At 67.0% G+C, this 25,669-nt stretch carries 26 protein-coding genes; 12 read left to right on the top strand and 14 right to left on the bottom strand.

All coding sequences use genetic code 11. The features are described 5' to 3' along the window. Nucleotides 1-295 precede the first annotated feature (295 nt). From A5759_RS02915 to mmsB, 7 genes are all read left to right on the top strand, one after another. Complete coding sequence (locus A5759_RS02915) at nt 296-1,963, top strand: FAD-dependent oxidoreductase (RefSeq protein ID WP_068193525.1); 1,668 nt, start codon at nt 296-298, stop codon at nt 1,961-1,963. Beyond that, nucleotides 1,963-3,456, top strand: a complete 1,494-nt coding sequence (locus A5759_RS02910) for an ATP-binding protein (protein WP_068193522.1) — start codon at nt 1,963-1,965, stop codon at nt 3,454-3,456. Before A5759_RS02915 ends, A5759_RS02910 begins: the two co-directional genes overlap by 1 nt. Before the next feature lie 37 nt (nt 3,457-3,493). Beyond that, entirely contained in the window at nt 3,494-4,339 is an 846-nt protein-coding gene (locus A5759_RS02905) for an LLM class F420-dependent oxidoreductase (protein WP_068193520.1), read from the top strand. 22 nt (nt 4,340-4,361) lie between these two features. Beyond that, the gene (locus A5759_RS02900) at nt 4,362-5,204 is read left to right on the top strand and encodes an LLM class F420-dependent oxidoreductase (RefSeq protein ID WP_068193517.1); all 843 of its coding nucleotides are present in this window, start codon (nt 4,362-4,364) and stop codon (nt 5,202-5,204) included. Between the two features lie 93 nt (nt 5,205-5,297). Next, nucleotides 5,298-6,818, top strand: a complete 1,521-nt coding sequence (locus tag A5759_RS02895; protein WP_068193917.1) for a CoA-acylating methylmalonate-semialdehyde dehydrogenase — start codon at nt 5,298-5,300, stop codon at nt 6,816-6,818. Nucleotides 6,819-6,838: 20 nt separating this feature from the next. After that, on the top strand, nt 6,839-8,005 hold the full coding sequence (locus tag A5759_RS02890) for an acyl-CoA dehydrogenase family protein (protein ID WP_068193515.1): 1,167 nt from the start codon (nt 6,839-6,841) through the stop codon (nt 8,003-8,005). A gap of 12 nt (nt 8,006-8,017) precedes the next feature. Further along, complete coding sequence (gene mmsB / locus A5759_RS02885; protein WP_068193512.1) at nt 8,018-8,893, top strand: 3-hydroxyisobutyrate dehydrogenase; 876 nt, start codon at nt 8,018-8,020, stop codon at nt 8,891-8,893. Nucleotides 8,894-8,900: 7 nt separating this feature from the next. Here mmsB and A5759_RS02880 read toward each other — a convergent pair whose 3' ends face one another. Beyond that, nucleotides 8,901-9,596 carry a nitroreductase family protein gene (locus tag A5759_RS02880; RefSeq protein WP_064400078.1) on the bottom strand — a complete coding sequence of 232 codons (696 nt, stop codon included), beginning with the start codon at nt 9,594-9,596 and terminating at the stop codon, nt 8,901-8,903. 49 nt (nt 9,597-9,645) lie between these two features. Further along, nucleotides 9,646-10,458, bottom strand: coding sequence for an HAD family hydrolase (locus A5759_RS02875; RefSeq protein WP_064400079.1), 813 nt, complete (start codon nt 10,456-10,458; stop codon nt 9,646-9,648). A gap of 125 nt (nt 10,459-10,583) precedes the next feature. Between A5759_RS02875 and A5759_RS02870 the strand changes: the two genes are divergently transcribed. Together A5759_RS02870 and A5759_RS02865 are read left to right on the top strand one after the other, a co-directional pair. Next, the gene (locus tag A5759_RS02870) at nt 10,584-11,246 is read left to right on the top strand and encodes a response regulator transcription factor (RefSeq protein ID WP_064400080.1); all 663 of its coding nucleotides are present in this window, start codon (nt 10,584-10,586) and stop codon (nt 11,244-11,246) included. After that, the gene (locus A5759_RS02865) at nt 11,243-12,481 is read left to right on the top strand and encodes a GAF domain-containing sensor histidine kinase (protein ID WP_064400081.1); all 1,239 of its coding nucleotides are present in this window, start codon (nt 11,243-11,245) and stop codon (nt 12,479-12,481) included. The genes A5759_RS02870 and A5759_RS02865 overlap by 4 nt, the downstream gene beginning before the upstream one ends. A gap of 7 nt (nt 12,482-12,488) precedes the next feature. Here the strand turns inward: A5759_RS02865 and A5759_RS02860 are convergent, their stop codons facing one another. Further along, complete coding sequence (locus tag A5759_RS02860) at nt 12,489-12,965, bottom strand: MarR family winged helix-turn-helix transcriptional regulator (RefSeq protein ID WP_068193508.1); 477 nt, start codon at nt 12,963-12,965, stop codon at nt 12,489-12,491. An 88-nt stretch (nt 12,966-13,053) separates the two neighbouring features. On the opposite strand from A5759_RS02860, the gene A5759_RS02855 reads away from it, so the two are divergent. Beyond that, complete coding sequence (locus A5759_RS02855) at nt 13,054-14,010, top strand: NmrA/HSCARG family protein (RefSeq protein WP_231984518.1); 957 nt, start codon at nt 13,054-13,056, stop codon at nt 14,008-14,010. A gap of 16 nt (nt 14,011-14,026) precedes the next feature. Here A5759_RS02855 and A5759_RS02850 read toward each other — a convergent pair whose 3' ends face one another. From A5759_RS02850 to A5759_RS02815, 8 genes are all read right to left on the bottom strand, one after another. Next, a complete protein-coding gene (locus A5759_RS02850; protein WP_068193500.1) occupies nt 14,027-14,539 on the bottom strand; it encodes a MarR family transcriptional regulator in 513 nt (170 codons plus the stop codon). Nucleotides 14,540-14,578: 39 nt separating this feature from the next. Then, nucleotides 14,579-15,613: a histidinol-phosphate transaminase gene (locus A5759_RS02845; protein WP_068193915.1), complete on the bottom strand. Its 1,035-nt coding sequence runs from the start codon at nt 15,611-15,613 to the stop codon at nt 14,579-14,581. Then, complete coding sequence (locus A5759_RS02840) at nt 15,613-16,623, bottom strand: 3-oxoacyl-ACP synthase III family protein (protein WP_068193496.1); 1,011 nt, start codon at nt 16,621-16,623, stop codon at nt 15,613-15,615. Before A5759_RS02840 ends, A5759_RS02845 begins: the two co-directional genes overlap by 1 nt. A gap of 7 nt (nt 16,624-16,630) precedes the next feature. Further along, a complete protein-coding gene (locus A5759_RS02835; RefSeq protein WP_066849429.1) occupies nt 16,631-17,296 on the bottom strand; it encodes a hypothetical protein in 666 nt (221 codons plus the stop codon). Next, nucleotides 17,277-18,983, bottom strand: a complete 1,707-nt coding sequence (locus A5759_RS02830) for a thiamine pyrophosphate-binding protein (protein WP_068193492.1) — start codon at nt 18,981-18,983, stop codon at nt 17,277-17,279. Before A5759_RS02830 ends, A5759_RS02835 begins: the two co-directional genes overlap by 20 nt. 71 nt (nt 18,984-19,054) lie before the next feature. Further along, complete coding sequence (locus tag A5759_RS02825; RefSeq protein WP_068193490.1) at nt 19,055-19,780, bottom strand: anti-sigma factor; 726 nt, start codon at nt 19,778-19,780, stop codon at nt 19,055-19,057. Continuing rightward, nucleotides 19,777-20,292, bottom strand: a complete 516-nt coding sequence (locus A5759_RS02820) for a sigma-70 family RNA polymerase sigma factor (RefSeq protein ID WP_066849436.1) — start codon at nt 20,290-20,292, stop codon at nt 19,777-19,779. Before A5759_RS02820 ends, A5759_RS02825 begins: the two co-directional genes overlap by 4 nt. 62 nt (nt 20,293-20,354) lie before the next feature. Next, the gene (locus A5759_RS02815; RefSeq protein ID WP_068193486.1) at nt 20,355-20,816 is read right to left on the bottom strand and encodes a MarR family winged helix-turn-helix transcriptional regulator; all 462 of its coding nucleotides are present in this window, start codon (nt 20,814-20,816) and stop codon (nt 20,355-20,357) included. Between the two features lie 158 nt (nt 20,817-20,974). Between A5759_RS02815 and A5759_RS02810 the strand changes: the two genes are divergently transcribed. Next, entirely contained in the window at nt 20,975-21,406 is a 432-nt protein-coding gene (locus A5759_RS02810) for a Fur family transcriptional regulator (protein ID WP_068193483.1), read from the top strand. A 12-nt stretch (nt 21,407-21,418) separates the two neighbouring features. Then, on the top strand, nt 21,419-22,909 hold the full coding sequence (locus tag A5759_RS02805; RefSeq protein ID WP_068193912.1) for a catalase: 1,491 nt from the start codon (nt 21,419-21,421) through the stop codon (nt 22,907-22,909). Nucleotides 22,910-22,938: 29 nt separating this feature from the next. Here the strand turns inward: A5759_RS02805 and map are convergent, their stop codons facing one another. Genes map through secY form a run of 3 tightly spaced genes read right to left on the bottom strand, consistent with a single transcriptional unit; the run spans nt 22,939 to nt 25,624 of the window. Next, nucleotides 22,939-23,733: a type I methionyl aminopeptidase gene (map, locus tag A5759_RS02800; protein WP_068193479.1), complete on the bottom strand. Its 795-nt coding sequence runs from the start codon at nt 23,731-23,733 to the stop codon at nt 22,939-22,941. Nucleotides 23,734-23,738: 5 nt separating this feature from the next. After that, a complete protein-coding gene (locus tag A5759_RS02795) occupies nt 23,739-24,287 on the bottom strand; it encodes an adenylate kinase (RefSeq protein ID WP_068193476.1) in 549 nt (182 codons plus the stop codon). After that, on the bottom strand, nt 24,284-25,624 hold the full coding sequence (secY, locus tag A5759_RS02790; protein ID WP_066849450.1) for a preprotein translocase subunit SecY: 1,341 nt from the start codon (nt 25,622-25,624) through the stop codon (nt 24,284-24,286). The genes A5759_RS02795 and secY overlap by 4 nt, the downstream gene beginning before the upstream one ends. Nucleotides 25,625-25,669 lie beyond the last annotated feature (45 nt).

Genomic DNA, 25,669 nt, shown 5'->3' with positions numbered 1-25,669 from the left:
TCGGGCTGTTGGTCCTTCGCGCTCCGCCGAGAAGTGGGACGGACCGCCTTGTGGTGCGCGGCAGCGGCAGCGCGGTCGGGCATCCCTGGTTCGACATACCGCACTTCGTGATGGAGCAGAAGAGATGATGCGGGGCATAGCACAGCGCACCCTGCGAACCCGCAGGCGGGAAATCACCGAAGCGCTCAACCGGCACCCGTCAGGAAGGCGCTCTCGTCGACCCCGGGAGGTTTCGCAGAGCACCTGAGCGACTGACCCCGATATCGGCTGGACGTTGGGCGCATACTTGTACGCGATGACCGGCCCCTCGCCCCAGCCTCGTAAACCCGTCATTTTGAGCGTCGATGACGATCCGGCGGTGTCGCGCGCCGTGGCCCGCGATCTGCGCCGCCACTACGGCGAGGCGTTCCGCGTCGTGCGCGCCGAGAACGGCCCCGATGCGCTCGCGACGCTCAATGAACTCAAACTGCGTGGTGAGACTGTCGCGGTGTTCGTCGCCGACTACCGGATGCCGCAGATGAGCGGGATCGAGTTCCTCGAAGAGGCGATGGACATCTTCCCGATGGCCCGCCGCGTGCTGCTGACCGCATATGCCGACACGCACGCCGCGATCGACGCGATCAACGTCGTCGACCTCGACCACTACCTGCTCAAACCGTGGGATCCCCCGCAGGAGAAGCTCTATCCGGTGATCGACGCGCTGATCGAGGCTTGGCGCGAGACCGGAGATCGGGCGATCCCGCACACCAAGATCATCGGGCATCCGTGGAACGTGCGCTCGTCGGAAGTCCGGGAGTTCCTCGCCCGCAACCGGCTCTACTACACGTGGTTCCGAGCCGACGAACCCAAGGGCAGGAAGCTGCTCGACGCCGCAGGCCTCGACGGGCTGACCCTTCCGGTGGTGGTCACCGAACAGGGCGAGACGCTCGTCGCTCCGGACGACGCCGAACTCGGCGCGACGCTCGGCCTGTCGATCACGCCCTCGGAGGACTTCTACGATCTGGTCGTCATCGGCGGCGGCCCCGCGGGTCTGGCCGCGGCGGTCTACGGCGCCTCCGAGGGCCTCAAGACCGTGCTCATCGAGCGCACGGCCACGGGTGGGCAGGCCGGCCAGAGCTCGCGGATCGAGAATTACCTCGGCTTTCCCGACGGCGTGTCGGGGTCTCAGCTCGCCGAGCGCGCCCGCAGACAAGCCGAGAAGTTCTCCGCCGAGCTCATCACCGCGGCCGAGGTCAGCGCGCTAGAGATCGACGGCAACGCCCGCACCGTCCACCTGTCCGACGGCCGATCGATCGGGACGCGGGCGGTGATCCTGGCGATGGGCGTGGAGTACCGCCAGCTGCCCGCCGAGGGCTGCGCCGATCTCACCGGCGCGGGCGTCTACTACGGAGCCACCTCGTCGGTGGCCGCCGAGTGCGAGGACGAGGAGGTCTTCGTCATCGGCGGCGCCAACTCCGCGGGACAGGCCGCGATGTTCCTGTCGCGAACCGCGAAGAAGGTGAGCATCGTCTGCCGCCGCACCCTCGAGGATTCGATGTCCTACTACCTGATCCAGCAGATCAGGGCGACCGACAACATCCGCGAACTCCCGCACACCGCCGTGCACAAGGTCGAAGGCAACGGCCACCTGGAACGCATCTGCCTGCAGAACCTGAACACCGGCGAGCGCGAGGAACACACGTGCGGGCGCATGTTCATCTTCATCGGGGCCGAACCGCGCACCGACTGGGTGGAACAGGCCGGTATCGCCCGCGACGACCACGGATTCATCCTCGCCGGGCCCGATCTGCGCGACGTGGCCGGCTGGACGTTGGACCGTCCGCCGCATCACCTGGAAACAAGTGTGCCCGGTGTGTTTGTTACAGGAGATGTGCGTTCCGAATCCGCCAAGAGGGTGGCGGCCGCCGTCGGCGAAGGGTCGATGGCGGTGATGTTGGTGCACCGATACCTGGCGGAGGCGTGATGGGCGACAACGAGAACCAGTGCATACCCGATGAACTGCGCTCGCTGTTCCTGTTCGAGGCGCTCACCGACCGGCAACTACAGGTGCTGTGCGACAACGGCCATATCGCCACGTTCGAACCCGGTCCCGTGTGCACCGAGGGCGACCCGGCAACCTGCTTCTACGTGCTGCTCGACGGTGAACTGGTGATGTCGAAGCGCTCGGGCGGCGTGGACATTCAGACCAATCGCACGTCCCAGCGCGGGGTGTACTGCGGCGCGTGGTCGGCCTACGTCCCCGATGAGGAGCACCTCTATGAAGCCTCGGTCCGCGTCACGAGGCCGTCGCGCTTCTTCGTGCTCGACGCCGAGGCGTTCGCCAAGTTCATGCAGGCGGAGTTCCCGATGGCCGTGCACTTGCTCGAGGGGCACCGCGTCGGCGGCCGGCGTCAGAGCCAGATCCTCGGCCAGCGCGAGAAGCTGCTGGCGCTGGGCACGATCACCGCCGGCCTGACCCATCAGCTCAACAACCCGGCGGCAGCCGCCGCCCGCGCGGTGGCCGACCTTCGCGAAGGCGTCGGCAAGATGCGCTACAAGCTGGCGATGCTGGCCGACGGCAAGTTCACCCCGGAAGCGTTGCGGGTGCTCGTACGGATCCAGGACGAAGTCGCCGAGCAGGTCGCCAAGTCCAAGGCGCAGGAACTCACTGCGCTCGAGTTGTCCGACCGGGAAGAGCACATCGGCGACTGGCTGGAGGGCCGCGGCATCGCCAGCGCCTGGGACTACGCACCGACGTTTGTGGAGGCGGGTCTGGACCTCGACTGGCTCGAACGTGTGCAGGCCTCGATCGATGACGTCGACTGCTCGGCGACGCTGCAAAGCGCGTTGGGCTGGTTGAAGTACACGATCGACGCCGAACTACGGATGAACGAGATCGCCGACGCCAGCAAGCGGATCTCGGCGCTGCTGGCCGGTGCCAAGCAGTATTCGCAGATGGACCGCAGCGAGTATCAGGCCGCCAACGTCCACGAGCTGATCCACAGCACGATCAAGACCATCTTCGGCGACAAGGTAGGTAAGGACAAACCGGTCGCGCTGGTGTGGGAGAAGGACACCACACTGCCTCAATTGATGTGCTACCCAGGCGATCTCAACGAGGTCTGGACCAACATCATCGACAACGCCATCCAGGCGATGAACTATGAGGGCACGTTGACCATCCGCACGTCGCGCAAGGATGACGAGATGGTCCGCGTCGAGATCTGCGACGACGGCCAAGGCATCGCCGAGAAGAACATCGACCGCATCTTCACACCGTTCTTCACGACCAAGCCGTTCGGTCAGGGCACCGGCCTGGGGCTCGATCTCGCCCGGCGCATCATCGTCGAGAAGCACCACGGCGACATCCAGGTCACGTCCGCGCCCGGCGACACCCGGTTCGTCATCGATCTACCGTTGGTTGCGCCGGCCCCCGAAGCGCCGACCTCGGCGGAACTTCCCCTCACAGCCGGATAGCCGGATATCCCTTGGCCACCGAGAAGTTGGAGCGACCATGACGAAACCCGATCTCGGCAGGTACGGCGCGTTCGGCCATTACTCGATGTGGCAGAAGCTGAGCCCGGAGCAGCTGCGGGCCATCGAAGACCTCGGCTACGGGGCGATCTGGGCGGGCGGTTCGCCTGCGGCCGAATTGTCCTGGGTGGAACCGATTCTCGAGGCGACGAAGACTCTTAAACTGGCGACCGGCATCGTCAACATCTGGACCGCGGCCGCCGAGCCCCTCAGCGAGTCCTTCCACCGCATCGAGAAGACCCATCCGGGACGATTTGTGCTGGGTATCGGCGTCGGCCACCCCGAAGCCCACACCGAATATCAGAAACCGTACGACGCGCTCGTCGCCTACCTCGACAAGCTCGACGAGTACGGGGTGCCGAAGGACAGAAGGGTGGTCGCCGCGCTCGGTCCGCGGGTGCTCACGCTGTCCGCGCAGCGCGCCGCCGGGCCGCACCCCTACCTGACGACGCCGGAACACACCGCCGAGGCGCGCAAGCTGATCGGCCCGGATGCGTTCATCGCACCCGAACACAAAGTGGTGCCGACCACCGATGCCGAGAGTGCCCGCGCGGTCGGCCGCAAGGCGCTCGACATCTATCTCAACCTGACGAACTATCTCAACAGCTGGAAGCGTCTCGGATTCACCGACGACGAGGTCGCGAAGCCGGGCAGCGACCGGCTTGTCGATGCCGTGGTGGCGTATGGCACCGTCGACGCCATAGCCGAACGGCTCAACGAGCATCTCGAAGCGGGCGCCGACCACGTGCCCGTGCAGATGCTCACCGGACCGGACAAGCTGGTGGACGCGTTGGCTCAATTGGCGGGTCCGCTCGGATTGAAGTGACGCCACCACCGAAGGGATCCGTATGACTGAGCTCAAGCCCAATTTCGGCCGCTACGGCGTATGGACGTTCGGCGTTCCGAAACCCGAACAGGCCGTGGAGATCGAGAAGCTCGGCTACGGCGCGGTGTGGATCGGCGGATCGCCTGCCGGCAACCTGGAATACGTCGAGCCGATCCTCGAGCGCACTGAGAACCTTCAGGTCGCGACCGGGATCATCAACGTGTGGACGGCGCCCGCCGGCGAGGTCGCCGACGCCTACCACCTCGTTGAGGACGCGTATCCGGGCCGCTTCCTGCTGGGCATCGGTATCGGTCATCCCGAGCACACCGAGGAGTACCGCAAACCGTATGACGTGCTCGTCGAGTACCTGGACGCGCTGGATGCGAAGAAGGTGCCGACGAGCCGGCGGGTGATCGCGGCGCTGGGGCCGAAGGTGCTCAAGCTCGCAGCGCAGCGCAGTGCCGGGGCGCATCCGTACCTGACCACCCCGCAGCACACTGGGGAAGCGCGAAACCTGCTGGGGCCCACGGTGTTCATCGCCCCCGAGCACAAGGTCGTGCTGGCCAGGGACGCCGAGGCCTCCCGCGAGATCGGTAGGCAGACAGTCGATTTCTACCTCAACCTGTCGAACTACCTGAACAACTGGAAGCGTTTGGGCTTCACCGAGGACGACGTCGCCAAGCCCGGCAGCGACCGGCTGATCGACGCGCTCGTCGCCCACGGCACACCCGACGCGATCGCCGCTCGACTCAACGAGCACCTGGAGTCCGGCGCCGATCATGTCGCGATCCAGGTGCTCGGCGGATGGGACGTGTTGATCCCCACGCTGACCGAACTGGCCGGGCCGCTCGGTTTGAAGGACTGACCGGGCCGCCCAAACACGCCTCCGGGGCGCTCTTGCGTCGCACGCCACCGCATTACTAGGATATCCAACTATCTAGTAGTGAGGGGCACGTTCATGACCACCCAGGTTCCGCATTTCATCGACGGTAAGCGCACCAATGGCCAGTCGGGCCGCACCGCCGACGTCTTCAACCCCAGTACGGGTGAGGTGCAAGCGCAGGTCGTGATGGCATCGGCCGCCGACGTCGACGTGGCGGTCACGGGTGCGGCCGAGGCCCAGAAGTCGTGGGCGGCCTGGAACCCGCAACGCCGGGCCCGCGTGCTGATGAAGTTCATCGAGCTGGTCAACCAGAACGCTGACGAGCTCGCCCAACTGCTGTCTCTCGAGCACGGCAAGACCCACGCCGACTCCCTCGGCGACATCCAGCGCGGCCTCGAGGTCATCGAGTTCAGCGTCGGCATCCCGCACCTGCTCAAGGGTGAGTTCACCGAGGGCGCGGGACCGGGTATCGACGTGTACTCGCTGCGCCAGCCGCTCGGCGTCGTCGCGGGCATCACCCCGTTCAACTTCCCGGCGATGATCCCGCTGTGGAAAGCCGGCCCCGCGTTGGCGTGCGGCAACGCGTTCATCCTCAAGCCGTCCGAGCGGGACCCGTCGGTGCCGGTCCGGCTGGCCGAACTGTTCCTCGAGGCGGGCCTGCCCCCCGGCGTCTTCCAGGTTGTGCACGGTGACAAGGAAGCCGTCGACGCCATCCTCGAACACCCGGCGATCCAGGCCGTCGGCTTCGTCGGCAGCTCCGATATCGCGCAGTACATCTACGCGGGCGCGACGGCCAACGGTAAGCGCGCGCAGTGCTTCGGCGGCGCGAAGAACCACATGATCGTGATGCCCGATGCCGACCTCGACCAGGCCGTCGACGCGCTGATCGGCGCCGGCTACGGCAGTGCGGGCGAGCGCTGCATGGCGATCAGCGTCGCGGTTCCTGTTGGCGATGAGACCGCAGATCGCTTGCGCGCCCGGCTCGTCGAGCGGATCAACAACCTGCGGGTGGGCCACAGCCTGGACCCGAAGGCCGATTACGGGCCGCTGGTGACCGAGGCGGCGCTGCAGCGGGTGCGCGGCTACATCGACGCCGGCGTCGAGGCGGGTGCCGAGATCGTCGTCGACGGCCGCGAACGCGCCAGCGATGAACTGCAATTCGGCGACGACAGCCTGGAAAACGGCTGGTTCATCGGCCCCACCCTGTTCGACCACGTCACCACCGACATGTCGATCTACACCGACGAGATCTTCGGGCCGGTGCTGTGCATTGTGCGCGCAAAGGACTACGAGGAGGCGCTGGCGCTGCCCTCGGAGCACGAGTACGGCAACGGCGTGGCGATCTTCACGCGCGACGGCGACGCGGCTCGCGACTTCGTGTCACGCGTGCAGGTCGGCATGGTGGGCGTCAACGTGCCGATCCCGGTTCCGGTGGCCTACCACACCTTCGGCGGTTGGAAGCGGTCCGGTTTCGGGGACCTCAACCAGCACGGTCCACATTCGATCCTGTTCTACACCAAGACGAAGACCGTCACGCAGCGGTGGCCGTCGGGCATCAAGGACGGCGCCGAGTTCGTCCTGCCGACCATGAAGTAGCGCACGAGAACACCGGCAGCATGGACTATTTCGGGCTCGACGACGACGAGCGCGTGATCGCCGAGACGGCGGCCGCGTTCGCCGAGAAGCGGCTCGCGCCGTTCGCGTTGGAGTGGGACCGCACGCACCACTTCCCCACCGACGTGCTGCGCGAGGCCGCCGAGCTCGGAATGGCGGCGGTGTACTGCAACGAGGACGTCGGTGGCAGCGGGTTGCGCAGGCTCGACGGCGTGCGGATCTTCGAGCAGCTCGCGACGGCGGATCCGACGGTGGCGGCGTTCCTGTCCATCCACAACATGTGCACGTGGATGGTCGACACCTACGGCACGCCCGAACAACGCAAGAGTTGGGTGCCGCGGCTGGCGTCGATGGAGTCGATCGCCAGCTACTGCCTGACCGAGCCCGGTGCGGGGTCCGATGCGAGTGCGTTGCGCACAAGGGCCGTTCGGGACGGTGACCACTACGTCCTCGACGGGGTCAAGCAGTTCATCTCCGGCGCCGGGTCCTCGCACGTGTACGTGGTGATGGCGCGCACCGGCGGGGAGGGCCCGCGGGGTATCTCGACCTTCCTCGTCGAGAAGGACGCTGCTGGACTGACTTTCGGGGCCGATGAAGAGAAGATGGGCTGGCACGCCCAGCCGACGGCCCAGGTGATCTTCGAAGGCGTCCGCGTTCCCGCCGATGCGATGTTGGGCGGTGCCGACGGCGAGGGCACCGGCTTCGGGATCGCGATGAACGGGCTCAACGGCGGCCGGATCAACATCGCGGCGTGCTCGCTCGGCGGTGCACAGGCCGCCTACGACAAGGCCGCCGCCTACGTGCGAGACCGCGAAGCGTTCGGCGGCCCACTTCTCGACGAGCCCACCATCCGGTTCACCCTGGCCGAGATGTCCACCGCGCTCGAGACCTCGCGAAACCTGTTGTGGCGCGCGGCGACCGCGCTGGACGAGAACCACCCCGACAAGGTCGAGCTGTGCGCGATGGCCAAGCTCTACGTCACCGATGCCTGCTACACGGTCGCCGACCAGGCACTGCAGTTGCACGGTGGCTACGGCTACCTCAACGAGTACGGGTTGGAGAAGATCGTCCGGGACCTGCGGGTACACCGGATCCTCGAGGGAACCAACGAAATCATGCGGGTGGTCATCGGGCGGTCGCAGGCCGCCAAGGTGCGGACGTCCGCTTAGGAGAGGTCATCGATGACGACGATCGCGTTCTTGGGGCTGGGCAACATGGGCGGGCCGATGGCGGCGAACCTGGTTGCCGCCGGCCAGACGGTCCGCGGGTTCGACCCCCAACCGACGCTGAAATCGGCCGCGGCCGACAAGGGCGTGTCGGTTTTCGACAGCGGCGCTGAGGCGGTCGGCGAGGCCGAGGTCGTGATCACCTCGCTGCCCAACGGCGACATCGTGAAAGCGTGCTACGCCGAAGTGCTCCCCGCGGCCAAGGACAAAGCGCTGTTCATCGACACCTCCACAATCTCTGTCGACGACGCGCGCAGCATTCATCAGCAGGCCCTCGAGCGTGGCTTGGCGCAACTCGACGCCCCGGTGTCGGGCGGGGTGAAGGGTGCCACTGCGGGCACGCTCGCGTTCATGGTCGGCGGTGAGGACGAAGCGGTGGAACGTGCCCGGCCTGTGCTCGAACCGTTGGCGGGCAAGATCATTCACTGCGGCGCCTCCGGTACCGGCCAGGCCGCCAAACTGTGCAACAACATGGTGCTCGCGGTGCAGCAGATCGCGATCGGCGAGGCGTTCGTGCTCGCCGAGAAGCTGGGCCTGCCGGCGCAGTCGCTGTTCGACGTGATCACCGGGGCCACCGGCAACTGCTGGTCGGTGCACACCAATTGTCCTGTCCCGGGACCTGTTCCGACGTCGCCGGCCAACAACGACTTCAAACCCGGTTTCGCGACCGCGTTGATGAACAAGGATCTCGGCCTGGCCATGGCCGCGGTCGAGTCGACCGGTTCGAACGCCCCGCTGGGCAGCCACGCCGCGGAGATCTACAAGAAGTTCGCCGCCGACCATGCCGACAAGGACTTCAGCGCGGTGATCGAGGCGCTGCGGGGCAATTGACCCGGCGTCACCGAGCGTCGGCGTCGACCCAGGCGCGCTCGCCGTATGTGTCCAGGTGGGCGACCTGTCCGACCGGCTTGCGCGTCGTCGGTCCGTACCGGCCACGCGGCCAGCCCAGGGGCACGACGCAGATGGGTGTCACGGTCAGCGGCAGGCCCAGGGTTCGCCGGGCCGATGTCACGCTCCACAGCGGCAGGGTGATTAGCGACGCACCGAGCCCCATCGCCCGCGCAGCCAGCAGCAGGTTCTGCACGCTGGGGTAGATCGACCCGAAGAACGACGACTCGCCGACGAACGGCGACGGCATGTAGGGCAGCCGTGAACCGCCGCGCAGGCACGGTACGACGAGGACCGGGATCTCACTGAAGTGCTCGACCTGCCACTGCACCGCCCGCAGAATCTTTTGCATCGATTCGTCGCCGGCCGCCAGACGCCGGCCGATTCCGCCGTACAGCGACCAGGCTTGGCGGTAACGCTTGCCGAGCTGATCCTTGACGGCCTGGTCCTTCACCACGATGAACTCCCAGTTCTGCCCGTTCGACCCGGTGGGAGCTCGCAGCGCCAGCTCGATGCACTTCAGCACGACGGCGTCGTCGACGGGGTCGGGTAGTACGCGGCGCACGGCACGCTGGGTCATCATCGCGTCGACCAGCGGCATGTCGAGGCGGGCGAGCGCGTCTTCGGTCGTGGGGATCTCGGTCATGGGTCGACGCTACCGCCGGCCGGCGCGCGGACGCGCCCGGTTCGAGCAGCTAGGCGGCCGTCTGCTTGCGGCCGCGCGACCAGTTGGCGTGCAGGCGCTGGCAATCGGCGAATCGCAGCGGGCTGGCGCCGCCGAAGTCCGGGCGCACCGCCACCGCGGACGGGATGTCAGGGGTCCCCTCCCCCGTGATCACCAGGGCGGGCATGCCTGCGGTGGTGGCCGCCCGCAGCCCGGATGCCGAACCACTGATCGCGAACGCCTCGTCGGCCGACACGCCGAGTTCCCACAGCGCGTGGCGGTGGGCCTCCGAGTCGGGCATCGGCTTGACGACGTCCTCGGCGGAGACCACGACCTCGACGAGTCCCTCGCCGACCAGCTGGCGCACCAGCGGCTCGGCCCAGCCGCGCTGCCCGTTCACCACGACGGCCACCTGAACCCCGCAGCCGACCGCGTCCATCACGAAGTCGACCAGGCCGGCGCGCGGCGTCAGGTCACGCTCGAGGATCAGCTCGTCGAACAGCATCGTCTTGGTGGTGTAGATCTCGTCGGCCAGCAGCTTGGTGAGCACGTCGGCCTCGCTGGCCACGCACCGCTTGCGAAGCTCGGCGGCGACCCTCTGGCGCTCATCGGTGAGCGCGAGCAGCTGTCGGTAGCGCGGCACCGACCACTGGAAATCCAGGCCGTGCGTCGCGAAGGCGGCGTTGTAGGCGACCCGGTGGCCGTCGCATTCGATGTCCGTCAGTGCGTCGAGGTCGAACACCAGACCGCGCACGGCACAGCCGGAACCCGGCGCCGCACCAGGAGGGGAACAGTCCCACCAGAATCGGCCCGCGCGCCACGTCGTCTCCTGCGTTGTCGGCATATGTAGAGCGTGGCCCCCATCACACGCGACGTCCTCCCCCAATCGGGGGATCGTCGGTGCCGCTTCGGCCCGCCGCACCCCGCCGACATGCTTCACCTGGGAAATGGCACCTCTAAGGTAGGTGCATGCCGAGCAGCCCACCGGTACGTCTTGTGCTGGTCGACGACCACGAAATGGTCATCGAGGGCCTCAAGGCCATGCTGGCGGCGTTCGCCGACCGGGTACAGGTCGTCGGGCAGGCCGTCGGCGCCGAACGCGCAACCGCGGTCATCGACGATCTCGATCCCGACATCGTGCTGTGCGATGTGCGGATGCAGGGTGCCAGCGGCCTGGACCTGTGCGCCGAACTGCGCGAACGCAACGCCGACCGCAAGATCGTCATGCTGTCGGTCTACGACGACGAGCAATACCTGTTCCAGGCCCTTCGGGTCGGGGCGTCCGGATATCTGCTCAAGAGCATCAGCAGCGACGAACTGGTGCGGCAGCTGGAGTTCGTCCACCGTGGCGAGACCGCGATCGACCCGGGCATGGCGGCCAGGGCCGTCGACACCGCGGCGCGGCTTCAGCGCGACGAGTTCTGGCCCGGCGCGCGCCAGGGGTTGACCCAGCGTGAGAGTGAGATCCTCTCGCTCGTCGTCAACGGGCTGTCCAACCGGGCGATCGCGGCCAAGCTGGTCATCGGGGACGAGACGGTCAAGACCCACCTCAGTTCGATCTACCGCAAGCTCGGGGTCAGCGACCGCACCGGCGCCGTCGCGACGGCCCTGCGCGAGGGAATCTTCAAGTGACGACGGAATCGGGTCCGTCGGACGCGGTGCGGGAGCTGAGCCAGTACGCGCTGGCCGCCGACCGCGAGCTGGCCCTGCTGCGCGAGCTGATCCAGGCCGCGTCCAAGGGTCCCGGTGTCGAACCGCTGGCCGCCGCGGCCGCGCGGATGATCACTGCGGCCACCGCCAGCGACGTGTGCTTCGTGCATGTCCTCGACGACAGCGACCGGTCGCTCACGCTGGCCGGTGCCACACCGCCGTTCGACGCCGAGATAGGAAAGATCAGACTGCCTCTGGGTCAGGGCATCTCGGGTTGGGTCGCCAGCCACCGAGAGCCGGTGGTGATCACGCAGGACAAGGAGTCCGATCCGCGCTACATGCCGTTTCAGTCGTTGCGGGGCAGCGATTTCACGTCGATGGTGTCGGTGCCGATGGAGACCGACCCCGGCGGCCTTGTCGGCGTGTTGAACGTGCACACCGTGGAGCGCCGCGACTTCGCCGAGCGCGACGTCGAGTTGCTCGTGGTGATAGGCAGGCTCATCGCAGGGGCCATGCACCAGGCCCGGCTGCACCGGCAGCTGGTGGCCCGCGAACGGGCCCACGAGAATTTCGTCGAGCAGGTGATCGAGGCTCAGGAGCTCGAACGACGAAGGCTTGCAGGCGATATCCACGACGGTATCTCCCAGCGGCTGGTCACCTTGTCCTATCGGCTGGACGCCGCGACCCGTTCCGACGAACCCGCGATCGTCGCCGAACAGCTCGGCAAGGCACGCGAGTTGGTCGACCTGACACTGCAGGAGGCCCGCGCGGCGATCAGCGGGTTGCGCCCGCCGGTTCTCGACGACCTCGGACTGGCCGGCGGACTGGCCAGCCTCGCCCGATCGATACCGCAGATCGGCATCGAGGTGGATCTGGCCGAGCGCCGCCTCCCCGACCACATCGAGCTCGCGCTGTACCGCATCGCCCAGGAGTGCCTGCAGAACGTCGTCAAACACGCCAAGGCCACGTCGGCCCGGCTGACGTTCGCCGTCGACCCCGGTGACAGCGGCGACGTCGCACGTCTCGAAATCATCGACGACGGAGTGGGTTTCGATACCTTCGAACATCCGCTGGGCGGCGACGACATGGGCGGCTACGGCCTGCTGTCGATGGCCGAGCGCGCCGAGATCGTCGGCGGTCGGCTCAACATCCGGTCCCGCCCCGGCGCGGGGACGGCGGTAACGGCGACGATTCCGCTGCCGACCGTGCTGGAGTAGGCCCGCATCACTCGAGGGTGCAGGACTTCGCCAGGTGCTCCTCGATGGCGGCGATCACGTCTTCGGACGCTTCGCGAAATGCCGCAAGGCGCTTCGGGCCGAGCACGTCGACGAACAGTTCGCGTACCCGTTCCGCGTTGGCCGGCGCGGACGCCTTGATCGCCGCGCGGCCGGTGTCGGTCAGCACGATGTCGGGATAGCGACCCGTCGACTCCTCCCTGCGGATCAGACCGCGCTTCTGCATCCGGGTCAGGTGGTGTGACAGCCGGGTCTTCTCCCAGTGGGTGGCTTTGCCGAGCTCGTACGCGCGCATCCGCCCCTTGGGCGCCTCCGACAGGTTGACCAAGATCTCGAAATCGGAGTCTGAGAGCCCGAACTCGCGCTGCAGATGCATCACCAGGTGACGCTCGAGCCTGTGCTGCATCGTCACGAATGCGCGCCAGGCGCCCAGTTCTTCCTCGGTCAGCCGCCCTTTACCAGCCATGGCGACGATCCTACCGGATCGGGTTGACATATCAACCCGATCGACTACCCTGGATTGGGTTGACGTATCAACCTAGAAGGAGATGACCATGGCTCAGCATGTGATCACCGTTGTGGGAGCGACCGGCAAACAGGGCGGCGGACTGGCCCGAGCGATCCTCGCCGATCCGAGCGGGAAGTTCTCGGTCCGCGCAGTGACGCGCAACCGGAAGTCCCCGCAGGCAAAGCGGCTTGCCGCAGCGGGCGCTGAAGTCGTCGAGGCCGACCTGTACGACGTCACGGGCATGCAGCGCGCCTTCGACGGAGCCGAGGCGGCGTTCGTCGTCACCAATTACTGGGCGGAGCGGACGGCAGCAGAGGAAGCGGTCCGCACCAGGGCGGAATCGGAGCTGTACCAAGCCGAAACGGCGGCGCGGGCGGCAAAGTCAGCGGACGTGGCGCACGTCATCTGGTCGACGTTGGAGGACACCCGGGACCACTTCGGCGACGACGCACGGGTGCCGACGGTCGAGGGACGGTACAAGGTGCCGCACTTCGACGCGAAGGCAGAGGCCGACGCCCTCTTCGCCGAACACCGCGTGCCCACGACGTTTCTCCGGACAGCCGGGTTCTACGAGGGGTTCCTCTCCGACCTGCAACCGGTCCGCGATCCCGACGGGCACCTGGTGCTGACGCTGCCGATGGCGGACCGGCCGATGGCGGCGATCGCAGTCGGCGACATCGGCCGAACCGCACTCGGCATCTTCAAGCGAGGTCCGGAGTTCATCGGCCAGACCGTGAGTATCGCCGGTGACCACTTGACCGGCGAGGAGTTCGCCGCCGAACTCTCGAGGCTGCACGGAGAACCGGTGGCTTATCGACCGCAGTCCTGGAATGAGCTGCGCGCCATGGACTTCCCCGGCGCTATCGAGATGGGCAACATGTTCCAGTTCTACGCCGAGGACTCCGAACGGTTCACCGCTGCGCGCGATCTGGCGTTCGTACGGACGTTGAACCCCGAGCTGTTGTCCTTCCGCGACTGGGTGACGCGGCAGAACGCGGCATGACCAGCACCGACCGGACCTAGAAGTCCCCGGAGTTGCGGCGCAGCGTCTGGATCGAATCGGCCAGGGCCCGCGACTCGGCGCTCGACATTCCGATGTCGGCGAAGACCTCGTTGTTCAACGTCACCGTGGCGTCCTCGACCGTCGAGCGGCCGAGGTCGGTGATCTGGACCAGCGTGGTGCGCCCGTCGGTCGGATGGGGAATCCGCTCGACGAGACCGTCGCCCTCCAGTCGCCGGATCGCGTGCGTGACGCTGGTGACGTGCACCTGCAGCCGATCGGAGGCCTTGGTGATCGGCAGCGCGCCGTTGCGGGTGAACGCCAACAGCCTCAGCAACTCGAAGCGCGAAAAGCTCAGATCGTAGGGTCGAAGTGCGCTTTCGACGCGGGCCAGCAGGATCTGGTGGGCTCGCATCACCGATGTCACGGCGACCATGCCGTCGGCGACCTGGCCCCACCCGCAGCGCTCCCAGTTGGCTCGCGCGAGCGCGATCGGGTCATGGTCATCCTGCCGCGACGGTTGGGGGGCCACGCCTCTTCATACCGCATCGATCGGCGCGGTCAGCAGATTTCAGCGCATGGCCTGGGCGACCGCGGCCACCACGGCGCGGGTGGATCTGCGGTCTCCCACGGTGATGCGCACGCCACCGTCGGCGTACTGCCGGACACGCACTCCGTTCGTCTCGAAAATCTGCCCCCAACTACGGCCACAGTTCGGCACGTAGACGAAGTTGGCGTTGCTCTCGGTGCTGTACACCCCCATGGACCGCAGCCGCATGCGCAGGTGTCGACGCTCGCCGGTGATCATCCGGATGCGTTGACTCAGCTCGGCTTCCGCGTCGAACGACGCCGCGACCGCAACGAGTGCGGTGATCGCGACACCAAAGGGCAGTTGCATGCTCCACAGCCTGCGGGCCAGCTGTGGGGCGCAGAAGCCGTACCCGATGCGGAGTCCGGCCAACCCGTAGGCCTTCGAAAACGTCCGCAGCACCACCACATTGGGGTGCCGCGCGACCAATCCGACGGCGTCCATGCGGCACTCCGGTGCCAGGAACTCCGCGTAGGCCTCGTCGAGAAGGACCACCGTCTCCGGCGACAGGCGCCGAAGGAACCGCTCGAGTTCGGCGGCGTGCTCGACTGTGCCGGTCGGGTTGTGCGGACGGCACACCACCACGACCCTGGCGCCGGTCGCGGCCGACGCCATCGCGTCGAGATCGTGGTGACCGTGCGCGTCCAGCGCAACGGGGACCGATTCCAGCCGCGCCATCTGCGCGAAGATCGGATATCCGTCGAACGTCGGCGTGGCCATGACGATTCGATCGCCGGGATCCGTCACCGCATGTAACACCTGCATGATCACACCGGTGGCGCCGGCCCCGACCACGACCTGCTCGTCGCACAGGCCCGTGTGTCCGGCGATCAGCGAGCGCAGCCGCTCGGGCAGGTACTCCGGATACCGGTTGGCCGCCTCGATCGAGGCGCTCAGCGCCGAACGCACGGACGGCAGTGGCGGGAAGGGATTCTCGTTGAGCGACAGCGCCATCGGGTCCAACGAGGTGGGTAGCGCGCCGAGCGCCTCTGCTCCCCTGTGCATCGGTTCGGACATCAACCGCGGCCGCCCCACCGCACTGCGGCCGCCCCGGCGAAATCACCGGCGTGGGCGAACGCCGCCATCAACACGACCTCCCCCGGATTTAGTCTCCCGCTGTCGATCGCACGATCGAGGTTGACCGGTATGCCCGCGGCGAACAGGTTGCCGCACTGGTCGAAGGTGTCGACGTGACGCTCGGGCGGGATTTCGAGCGCTTCTCGCCAGTTGCGCAGGAACACCCGGTTCGGCTGGTTGGTGACGAGCAGACTCAGATCGGGGGGCTTGATCCCGATGCGGTCGCATACCGCGTACGACACCTCGGGAACCTGCCGGTTGCCTCGCGCCAGCACCTTGGTGATCTTGCTTTCGGTGAAACCGATGTAGCCCTCCCCCGGACCCGGCTGCCACCACTTGCGCGGCGGGTCGGACGCGATCGTCATATCGCCGGCGAACTCGCCGTAGGTGCGACATTCGACGTCGAGGATCGGTGACTGCTCCGACACCGCTACCAGGCCGACGGCCGCGCCGTCGCCCGGCACCGATGCCTGCGCCTTGCGCCGCACCTGCGGTTGGTCGAAGACCTGACCGGCGGCGTTCTGCGCGACGGCGACCAGCGCCGTGCGTCCCGCGCCGGAGGACAGCAGCTGCCGCGCCACCTGCAGCCCGAACACGAACGCCGCGCAGCCGCCGTTGTGCAGATCGAGCACCCATGTCGGCTTCATACCGAGTCGGTGCGCCATGGCGCCGCCGCCACCGTAGAACGGGACGTCGGGCATCTGCGTGTGGGTGATCAGGACGTCGGCGCCTGCCACGGCGTCCTGGCCGTGACGCTCGATCAGGCCGGCGGCCGCACGCTCGACCATGTCGACGGCGGTCTCGTCGGGCGCGACGTGATGGCGGAATCTGGGGGCGCGGAACATCATGCTGTCCCGCAGATCGTCGGATTCAGCGAACTGCGCATAGTATTCGGCGCCGATCGGCTCACCGGGCAGGTACGTCGATACGTCCAGAAGGCTGACGGTCATACCGAACTCACCTCATCCAATCGGGCGTCACGGGAAGGCCGTTGCGGTGCCGGTATTCGGCGATCGCCTTGAGATTGCGCAGTTCGAGCAGGTGGCCGGGACCGAACATGTCCCAGAAGTCGCCCACCCATACGGGTCGCTCGGGCGGGGCCGACTCCGGGTACGGGTTGCGGTCGTAGAACGGGTGATGACAGTTGGTCCACAGCACCACCGAACCGGGTTTGTCGAACACGACCTGGGCATCGACGACGCGCATCAGGTAGATCATCCACAGGTGCCTGCCCTGATCCCACGCGCAGTGGTAATCCACCGTCATGGCCGCATCGTTGGCGACCGTGCGGGTGAAGATCTGCGTCTGCGAACCCAGCCGGTCGTACGCCACCCACAGCCCTGGTTCCTCGGTGGGGGTGAAACCGCGCAGGCTGTAGGTCCATTCCTCCAGACACCTTGTGTCGGAGAGGTATTCGAACAACGCGCCGGGTGGACAGTCGACATACTCGTTGACGGTGCAGTACTCGCCGTAGACGGAGTCGTGCGGATAGACCGACCGCATCATCTCCATGATGATCGGGGTGGCCTTCTCACGCGGTGACGTCTCGACGCGGATGAGGCCGTCGAGCGGCTCGCCAGTGCCGCGATGGGTGGTGATGTCGTCAAGGGCGGGCAGGGACATGGTTGCGGGTCTCCTCTGCGGCGGGCGGTTTGACGTTGACTCGGTCGAGGAATGCCGCGAACGGCGGGACCTCGTCGGCGCAACATTCGATGCTGATGACGGCGGGGCCGTCGGCCTCGAGCGCGGCTGTGAGTGCGGCGGACAGTGACGCGACGTCCTCGATGTCGGCGGCGGGCAGTCCCGGGAACATCGCGCCAAGGCCGGCCCCCAACCGGCTCGGCCCGAACCGGTTGTAGCTGTAGCGATCGCCGTAGAACAGCTGCTCGCGGGTGAGGCACATCGCGTGCGCGTGGTTGTCGAACAGCAGGAACGTCACCGGCAGCCCGTACTCGCGCGCGGTGTGAATCTCCATGCCGTGCATGAGGAAACTACCGTCGCCCGCTATCACCAGCGTCCGCCTGCCCCGTCCGAAGGCCATTCCAATTCCCGCGCCGAAGCTGTATCCCATGCCCCCCATGCCGAGCGCGACGACGAACCGGCCGTCGCGCCGCACCGGCAGGTGATGAATCGCCGCCGCCCCGATATTGCCCGCATCGACCACGATGTCCACCCCGTCGGGCAGCGTCGCGTCGAGCGCGACCATCGCGTCGCGATACCGGATGCCGGTTCCGTGATGGGGCGGCGGGCGCAACTCGTCCCGCGTCACCATGTCGGGCACCCGCAGGCGCGCAGGCCGGCCCGCACCTGACAGCGCGTCGGTGAGCGCCCGTAGCGAGGTGCGCAGATCGTCGGTGTGCGCGTGGGTGCACGCGAGATACGGTGGGGCGGAGCCGATCGAGTACACGGGAACCGTGGCCAGGGCGTTCTCGAGGCCGGCCCGCGCCGTCAGCGTCATCCTGGTGCCCACCAGGAGGCACACCCCACTGTCGGCCACGGCCGAGGCGATGGTCGGATGACCCATCACCCCGGTCACGCCCAGCGCCGACGACGATCCCATCCCCGGTGTGCCCGCGGCGTCCTTCGCGTCGGGCACGGTGGCCACCCGGGCGCGCAGCAGCGCTCGCAGCGCCTCGAGTTCGGCACGCGCGTCGTCGCGGGCAACCTGTTCTCCGGCGATGATCGTGACGGGGCCCTCGGCTCTCCGAAGCGCACGTGCGACCGCATGCGGGGCAGCCGGTGCCACACCGGCGCGCCCACCGACCACCGCGCCGCCGTTGACCGGCACCTCGGCTTGCTGGATGTCCTTGGGTAGCAACAGCACCGACGGCCCTCGCCGGACAGCTGCGGCCTCGATCGCTGCGGGAAGTGCGGTCACGATGTCCGCGGGCGTGAGTATCCGCCGGCAGTGCACCGACACCGCCGAGAACAGCGCCTGCGCATCGAGTGCCCCGTTGCGTCCGCTGGTGTCCTGGAACGCACCTCGACCGTCGAGTGCGCTCGGCGGTTGTCCGATCAACGCCAGCACCGGCACTCGGCTGGCCAACGCTTCCCCCAGTGCGGGAACGGTGTTCAAGCAGCCGCCACCCGACGTTGCCGCCACCACGCCGATTCCGCAGCCGCCGCGGCTGTATCCGTCGGCCATGGTGGCCGCGGAGAACTCGTGCTTGGCGAGTACGGCGTCGATGTCGGAACGGAAATACGCCGCGTCGTAGAGATCTTCGATGTTGGCACCGTCGACACCGAAGATGAACCGCACGCCGATCACCGCAAGGTACTCGACGATGTGGTCGACGACTCGGTGGCCCATCTCTCACCTGCTTTCGGACTTCAGCGAGTTACACGGTGCGCGGGCACGTGAAGTTCATCGGTTCAGAACATTCACAGCGAACGCTCGAGAAGCACTTCACCGGATTCGGGTGAAACCAGTTGCACGGCAGCGATTTCGTCCATCTGCATCGGCGTGGTGGCGCTCGGCAGTGCGGTAGCGCCCGACAGCCCCAGCCACGTCGCCACTTGGTTGCGGCTGCCGTCGTGTCCCACCACAACCATCCCCAGGTTCTGGGGCGGCGCATCGCGTTGGCCCCAGTCGCCGTAGGTGCATGCCATGTCGATTCGAGTGCCCCAGCCGTACCCCGTCATCGAGATGGTCGCGTTGATCGGCGTCTCGGAAACCTTGGCCATCTCCAGTTGCTGACCCGACGCCTGCGGCGGTGTAGCGGTTTGCAACCCGAACGCCTCCGGACGGACCGCGATCGCGATGCCGAGCGCCAGCACCGCGGCGGCCAGACCGATGGCGGCCGAGGTCATCCACCGCGACCGCCTACGTCGCGCGCGCACCCTGTCCAACAACCCGCTCAACAGTTCCGGCGGGGGTTCTGGGTGCGCGGGTGGGCGGCCGTCGAACTCGGCGGGTTCGACCGTGCTCAGCAGAGTGGAGATGTCGCGCAGTTCGGCGACCGCGGCCGTGCAGCGCTCACAGGTCGCAAGATGTGCCTCGTACTCGCGGCGGTCCTGTTCGGTCAGCGAGCCCAGGACGTAGGCGGCGTCCCACGTGGCGTACCGATCGTCGTCCGCCCGGCCGAGGACGGGTTCGAATGCCGTCACCGTGTCACCCCCATCTCCTCCAACTTGAGCTTGAGCGCTCGTACCCCGTAGTGCAGCCGTGACTTCACCGTGCCCTCGGCGATGTGGAGGTCGGCTGCGATCTGCGCCGTGGTCCAGCCCTGGTAGTACGCGCGGCTGATGACCGCGCGATGCTCATCGGACAGCGCACCGACGGCTTCGCCGAGCATCATTCGGTTCAACGCAGCCTCCACCTCGTCGGGCCCGGCCCGGTCCGCGGTCGTCTCCATGTCGGCGGCGCCGGATTCGCTACGGAAGCGGGCACTGCGCGTCTCGTCGATGATGAGGTTGCGGGCCACGGTGAACAACCACGGCCGCGCCGACCTCGAGGAGTCGGCCGTCACCTCGGGGTGTCGCCACGCCCGCAGTAGCGTCTCCTGCACCACATCCTCCGCCCGGGCCGTATCGCCGGTCAGCCGGACCGCATAGCGCCAGATCGCGGCGGCGTGCTCGGCATAGAGCACCCGCATGACGGTCGCGTCCGGGTCGTCCAAAATCAACCTCCGCCCTAGACACGAGGTTGGCGGTCATCCGGTTCAGTATCGGCGCTGCATCCTCACAGCGGGACGGAGTTGCGCCGGGCGCCTGCCTGGCTGTCGGCGAACCGCTCATGCAGGGTGCGCAGCACCGCCGCACACGCCGCCCGCTCGGCCGGGTCGATGTGGTCGAGCACCCGGGCCAGTTCGCGGCGCCGACGAGCGGTGACCTGCCGCACCAGTTTGCGGCCCGAAGCGGTCAACTCCAGGGTGACGACGCTGCGGTTCGACGGATCCGAGCCGCGCACCAGGTGGCCAGAGGCATGCAGTCGGTCGGCCAGACGCGTCACCGTGGATCCGACCACGCCGAGCGCCTTGGCGCATTCCGTCGACGTCGATCGGCCGCGCTGTTGCAACACCGCGAGCAACCGGAACTGCGGCAGCGAGACGTCCACCTCTTCGACACTTCGCAGCGCCAGGCCCACCAAATCCCTGGCCGCCGCCTCGAACGCCGTCAGCTCTTCTTTTGGTGTCTTGGTCACGTCGGTATTCCGGGCGCGTGCATGCCGAAATTGTCGCACGCGGGCGCACCCACTCAGCACTGCTGACCTCCTAGGTATTGCTTTTTGCAAGACTTGCATAATGCAAGGGATTGAGGCAGACTAGAAACTTGACTGGTTCAAGTATTCGGAGGGGCCGCATGTCCGTGAGTCGTTGGCACGACGATCTGCGCGCCGCGGGGCTGCGAATCACCAAACCCCGACTCGCGGTGCTCGCCGAGGTCCAGAAGCATCCGCACGCCGACGTCGAAGAGATCGCCGCCGGAGCGCGTCGGCGCATCGGATCGCTGTCGACACAAGCGGTTTACGACGTGCTCTACGCCCTCACCGGCGCGGGCTTGTTACGCCGCGTCGAACCGGCCGGCTCACGCGCCCGCTTCGAACTGCAGACCGGCGACAACCATCACCACGTGGTCTGTCGATCGTGCGGCGCCATCGACGACGTCGAGTGCGCCACCGGGCGAGCCCCGTGCCTACATGCCGACGGTGCAACCGGCTACGCGATCGACGAGGCCGAAGTGACTTTCTGGGGCCTATGCCCCGACTGCATTGGCAGCACACAACCCATTTGAATGGAGATTCTGATGACCGCTTCGAAATTCGGCTCCACCACCGGCACCGGCGCACCGGCTTTCAGCGACCGCAATAGTCTCAGCGTCGGCTCGAACGGACCACTCGTCCTGCACGACGTGCATTTCCTGGAGCAGATGGCCCACTTCAACCGTGAGCGTGTCCCCGAACGTAGCCCGCACGCCAAGGGCTCCGGCGCCTTCGGGGTGTTCACCGCCACCGAGGACGTCTCGCAGTTCACCAAGGCCGCACTGTTCCAGAAGGGCGCGAAAACCGATCTGCTGATTCGGTTTTCGACAGTGGCCGGTGAGCAGGGCAGCCCGGACACCTGGCGGGATGTGCGCGGATACTCGCTGAAGTTCTACACCTCAGAAGGCAACTACGACCTGGTCGGCAACAACACGCCGATCTTCTTCGTCCGCGACCCGATGAAGTTCCCCCATTTCATCCGCAGCCAGAAGCGGCTGCCCGACTCCGGCCTGCGGTCCTCGCAGATGCAGTGGGATTTCTGGAGTTTGAACCCCGAGTCCGCCCACCAGGTGACCTACCTGATGGGTGAGCGCGGCCTGCCACGGACCTGGCGCCACATGAACGGCTACGGCTCGCACACCTACATGTGGGTCAACGCTGCAGGCGAGAAGTTCTGGGTGAAGTACCACTTCCACACCGACCAGGGCATGGAGTTCCTCACCAACGACGAGGCCGCCGCCCTGGCCGGTGAGGACAGCGACTTCCACCGCCGGGACCTCTTCGATGCGATCAACCGGGGAGAGCACCCAAGCTGGCGGCTCTCGGTGCAGGTGATGCCGTATGCCGAGGCGGCCGATTACCGGTTCAACCCGTTCGACCTGACCAAGGTGTGGCCGCACGCGGACTACCCGCTGATTCCGGTCGGCAGCTTCACGCTCAACCGCAACCCGGAGAACTTCTTCGCCCAGATCGAACAGGCGGCGTTCTCCCCGGGTAACACGGTGCCGGGTATCGGCCTGTCGCCGGACAAGATGCTGCTCGGCCGCGCGTTCGCCTACAGCGACGCGCAGCGCAACCGGATCGGCACCAACTTCCACCAGCTGCCGGTGAACCAGCCGCGCGACGGGGTGCCGATGAACTCCTACATGTTCGACGGCCAGATGACCTACCACCACTCCGGCGCGGCACCGGTTTACGCGCCCAACAGCGGCGGACGTCCGTGGTCGGACACCACCGGCCCGGCCGAGGACGGCTGGGAGGCAGACGCCGAACTGGTGCGCTCGGCCTACGCGTTGCACGCCGAGGACGACGACTTCGGCCAGCCCGGCACGATGGTGCGCACGGTGTGGAACGACGCGCAACGCACCGCGGCGGTCGAGACGATCGCGGGCAGCCTCGACGGGGTGACCGGCGAGGTGCTCGACCGGTCGCTGGAGTACTGGCGCAACGTCGACGACGATCTGGGCGCCCGGATCGAGAAGGCGGTCCGCGGGGACGCCGCACCCGAACCCGTGCAGGGTATGGGCGAGGGCTGACCGCCCTTAGATGATTTCGGGCGGGCGGCCTACTGGGTGAGGATCTGCGGCCCGTCCTCGGTGACGGCCACGGTGTGCTCCCAGTGGGCCGCCCGCGATCCGTCTGCGGTCACGACGGTCCACTCGTCCTCGAGGATCACGGTCCTGGTGGTGCCCAGCGTCAGCATCGGCTCGATGGCCAGCACCGAACCGACCGCCAGATAGGGGCCGCGTCCGGGCGCGCCCTCATTGGGCAGGAACGGGTCCATGTGCATCTGCCGTCCGATGCCGTGGCCGCCATAACCGTCGACGATGAAGAACTTGCGGCCGTATCGCTTCTCGGCGGCGCGCGCCGCGGTCTCGATGGCGTGTGAAACGTCGGTGAGCCGGTTGCCGGGCACCATCGCGGACGCGCCTGCCTCCATGGCTTCCTTGGTGGCCTGCGACAACGCCTCGTCGACCGGGATCAGCGTCCCGACACCGAACGTGATGGCCGAGTCACCGTGCCAGCCGTCGACGATCGCCCCGCAGTCGATGGACACCAGGTCCCCGGGCGCCAGGGTTTCTGCCGCAGACGGAATGCCGTGCACCACACGGTCATTGACCGAGGAGCAGATGCTCGCGGGATATCCGTGGTAGCCGAGGAAGGAGGGCACACCTCCGCCGTCGCGAATCACCGACTCGGCGACCTCGTCGAGCGCCATTGTGGTCACGCCGGGGGCGGCGGCCTGACGGACCGCGGCCAGCGCCGATGCCACCAGGGCTCCCGCGACGGCCATCGCGTCGAGTTCATCGGGGGTGCGCTGCGGTACGACCTTGCGTCCGCGCAGGCCCATCAGGCCCATATCCGCTACTTACCGAGCGCCTGCAGTGCGCGCGCGAAAACCTCGTCGAGGGCGCCGACCGCGTCGACTTGCTGCAGGTTGTTGCCGCTGTAGTACTCGAGCAGGGGGTAGGTCTCGTCGCGATAGACCTGCATGCGGTTGCGGATCACGTCTTCGGTGTCGTCTTCGCGGCCGCGGGACTTGAGACGCTTGAACAGCTCGTCCTCGGAGACCTTGAACTCCAGCACCGCGTCGAGCTTGGTGTCGTGGCGCTTGAGCATGTCGTCCAGCGCCTTGGCCTGCTCCACGGAGCGGGGGTAGCCGTCGAGGATGAACCCGTCGGCCGCGTCCGGCTGTTCGATGCGGTCCTCGACCAGCTTGTTCGTCAGCTCCGATGGCACCAGGTCGCCGGCGTCGAGGTATTTCTTGGCTTCCAGCCCCAGCGGGGTGCCGTCGCCGATGTTCTTGCGGAAGAGGTCGCCGGTCGAGATCTGCGGAATTCCGAGCTTCTCGGAGAGCTTCTGGGCCTGTGTTCCCTTGCCGGCGCCGGGCGGTCCGAGCAGAACGACTCTCACTTCAGGAACCCTTCGTAATTACGCTGCATCAGCTGGCTCTCGATCTGTTTGACGGTATCCAATCCGACGCCGACGAGGATCAGTACGCCCACACCACCGAACGGCAGGTTCTGCACGGGCCCGCTGCTCCCCACGGAGAGGAACAGGTTCGGCAGCACGGCGATCAGACCCAGGTAGATCGAACCTGGAAGGGTGATCCGGCTCAGCACATAACGCAGGTAGTCCGCCGTCGGCTTGCCTGGCCGGATGCCGGGGATGAAGCCGCCGAACTTCTTCATCTCGTCGGCCCGCTCATCGGGGTTGAACGTGATGGAGACGTAGAAGTAGGTGAAGAACACGATCAGCGCGAAGTAGACGCCGATGTAGGCCAGGCTGCTGGGATCTGTCAGGTAGTTCGCGACGAACGTGTTCCACCAGTTGGTGCTGTTCGGATTCGAGCTTCCGCTCTGGATGAGCTGGGTGATGAGCTGCGGGATGTAGATCAGCGACGAGGCGAAGATCACCGGGATGACGCCTGCCTGGTTCACCTTCAACGGCAGGTACGTCGACGTGCCGCCGTACATCTTGCGGCCGACCATCCGCTTGGCGTACTGCACAGGGATCCGGCGCTGGCCCTGCTCGACGAACACCACGCCGACGATGATCGCCAGCGCACCGGCGCACACCAGCGCGAACACCAGGCCGCCGCGGCTCTCGAGGATGGTCTGACCCTCACCCGGGATCGCCGACGCGATGCTCGCGAAGATGATCAGCGACATGCCGTTGCCGATGCCGCGCTCGGTGACCAGCTCGCCCATCCACATCACCAGCGCCGCGCCCGCGGTCATCACCAGCACCATCACCACGAGGGTGAAGATGTTCAGACCCTCGTGCTGGCCCTGGATGATGTCCAGCGAGCAGCCCTGAAGCAGGCCGCCGTTGGCCGCCAGCGCCACGATGCTGGTGCTCTGCAGGATGGCCAGCGCAATGGCCAGATAGCGCGTGTACTGCGTCATCTTGGCCTGGCCGGACTGGCCTTCCTTACGCAGCTGCTCGAAACGCGGGATCACCACGGTCAGCAGCTGCACGATGATGCTCGCGGTGATGTAAGGCATCACACCGACGGCGAACACCGACAACTGCAGCAACGCGCCGCCGGAGAACAGGTTGATCAGCGAGTAGATCTGGCCGGACTCACCGCCGGTGACCTCCGCGATGCACTCCTGCACGTTCGGGTAGTTCACCCCCGGAGACGGGATCGCGGCTCCGACCCGGTAGAGGATCACGATGCCGAGGGTGAACAGGATCTTTCGCCTCAGGTCGACCGTCCGCAGTGATGAGATGAAAGCCGAAAGCACTCTTCCTCCTGCGCAGCCGGCCTGTTGATCGCGGCGTGCGGATGG

The sequence above is a fragment of the Mycobacterium sp. 852014-52144_SCH5372336 genome (assembly GCF_001665615.1).
In the GTDB taxonomy this organism is placed as follows: Bacteria; Actinomycetota; Actinomycetes; order Mycobacteriales; family Mycobacteriaceae; genus Mycobacterium; species Mycobacterium neumannii_A.
This window is presented reverse-complemented; position numbering and strand designations above follow the sequence as displayed.

What these genes read in the sequence shown, in the direction of transcription:
- A5759_RS02810 (WP_068193483.1), top strand. Translation starts at nt 20,975, where the DNA reads ATGTCCGTGAGTCGTTGGCACGACGATCTGCGCGCCGCGGGGCTGCGA.
- A5759_RS02860 (WP_068193508.1), bottom strand. Translation starts at nt 12,965, where the DNA reads ATGGCTGGTAAAGGGCGGCTGACCGAGGAAGAACTGGGCGCCTGGCGC.
- A5759_RS02910 (WP_068193522.1), top strand. Translation starts at nt 1,963, where the DNA reads ATGGGCGACAACGAGAACCAGTGCATACCCGATGAACTGCGCTCGCTG.
- mmsB (WP_068193512.1), top strand. Translation starts at nt 8,018, where the DNA reads ATGACGACGATCGCGTTCTTGGGGCTGGGCAACATGGGCGGGCCGATG.
- A5759_RS02830 (WP_068193492.1), bottom strand. Translation starts at nt 18,983, where the DNA reads ATGGGCCACCGAGTCGTCGACCACATCGTCGAGTACCTTGCGGTGATC.
- A5759_RS02890 (WP_068193515.1), top strand. Translation starts at nt 6,839, where the DNA reads ATGGACTATTTCGGGCTCGACGACGACGAGCGCGTGATCGCCGAGACG.
- A5759_RS02835 (WP_066849429.1), bottom strand. Translation starts at nt 17,296, where the DNA reads ATGTCCCTGCCCGCCCTTGACGACATCACCACCCATCGCGGCACTGGC.
- A5759_RS02875 (WP_064400079.1), bottom strand. Translation starts at nt 10,458, where the DNA reads ATGCCGACAACGCAGGAGACGACGTGGCGCGCGGGCCGATTCTGGTGG.
- A5759_RS02840 (WP_068193496.1), bottom strand. Translation starts at nt 16,623, where the DNA reads ATGACCGTCAGCCTTCTGGACGTATCGACGTACCTGCCCGGTGAGCCG.
- A5759_RS02855 (WP_231984518.1), top strand. Translation starts at nt 13,054, where the DNA reads ATGGCTCAGCATGTGATCACCGTTGTGGGAGCGACCGGCAAACAGGGC.
- A5759_RS02900 (WP_068193517.1), top strand. Translation starts at nt 4,362, where the DNA reads ATGACTGAGCTCAAGCCCAATTTCGGCCGCTACGGCGTATGGACGTTC.
- A5759_RS02845 (WP_068193915.1), bottom strand. Translation starts at nt 15,613, where the DNA reads ATGTCCGAACCGATGCACAGGGGAGCAGAGGCGCTCGGCGCGCTACCC.
- A5759_RS02880 (WP_064400078.1), bottom strand. Translation starts at nt 9,596, where the DNA reads ATGACCGAGATCCCCACGACCGAAGACGCGCTCGCCCGCCTCGACATG.
- A5759_RS02915 (WP_068193525.1), top strand. Translation starts at nt 296, where the DNA reads ATGACCGGCCCCTCGCCCCAGCCTCGTAAACCCGTCATTTTGAGCGTC.
- A5759_RS02895 (WP_068193917.1), top strand. Translation starts at nt 5,298, where the DNA reads ATGACCACCCAGGTTCCGCATTTCATCGACGGTAAGCGCACCAATGGC.
- A5759_RS02905 (WP_068193520.1), top strand. Translation starts at nt 3,494, where the DNA reads ATGACGAAACCCGATCTCGGCAGGTACGGCGCGTTCGGCCATTACTCG.
- A5759_RS02805 (WP_068193912.1), top strand. Translation starts at nt 21,419, where the DNA reads ATGACCGCTTCGAAATTCGGCTCCACCACCGGCACCGGCGCACCGGCT.
- map (WP_068193479.1), bottom strand. Translation starts at nt 23,733, where the DNA reads ATGGGCCTGATGGGCCTGCGCGGACGCAAGGTCGTACCGCAGCGCACC.
- A5759_RS02870 (WP_064400080.1), top strand. Translation starts at nt 10,584, where the DNA reads ATGCCGAGCAGCCCACCGGTACGTCTTGTGCTGGTCGACGACCACGAA.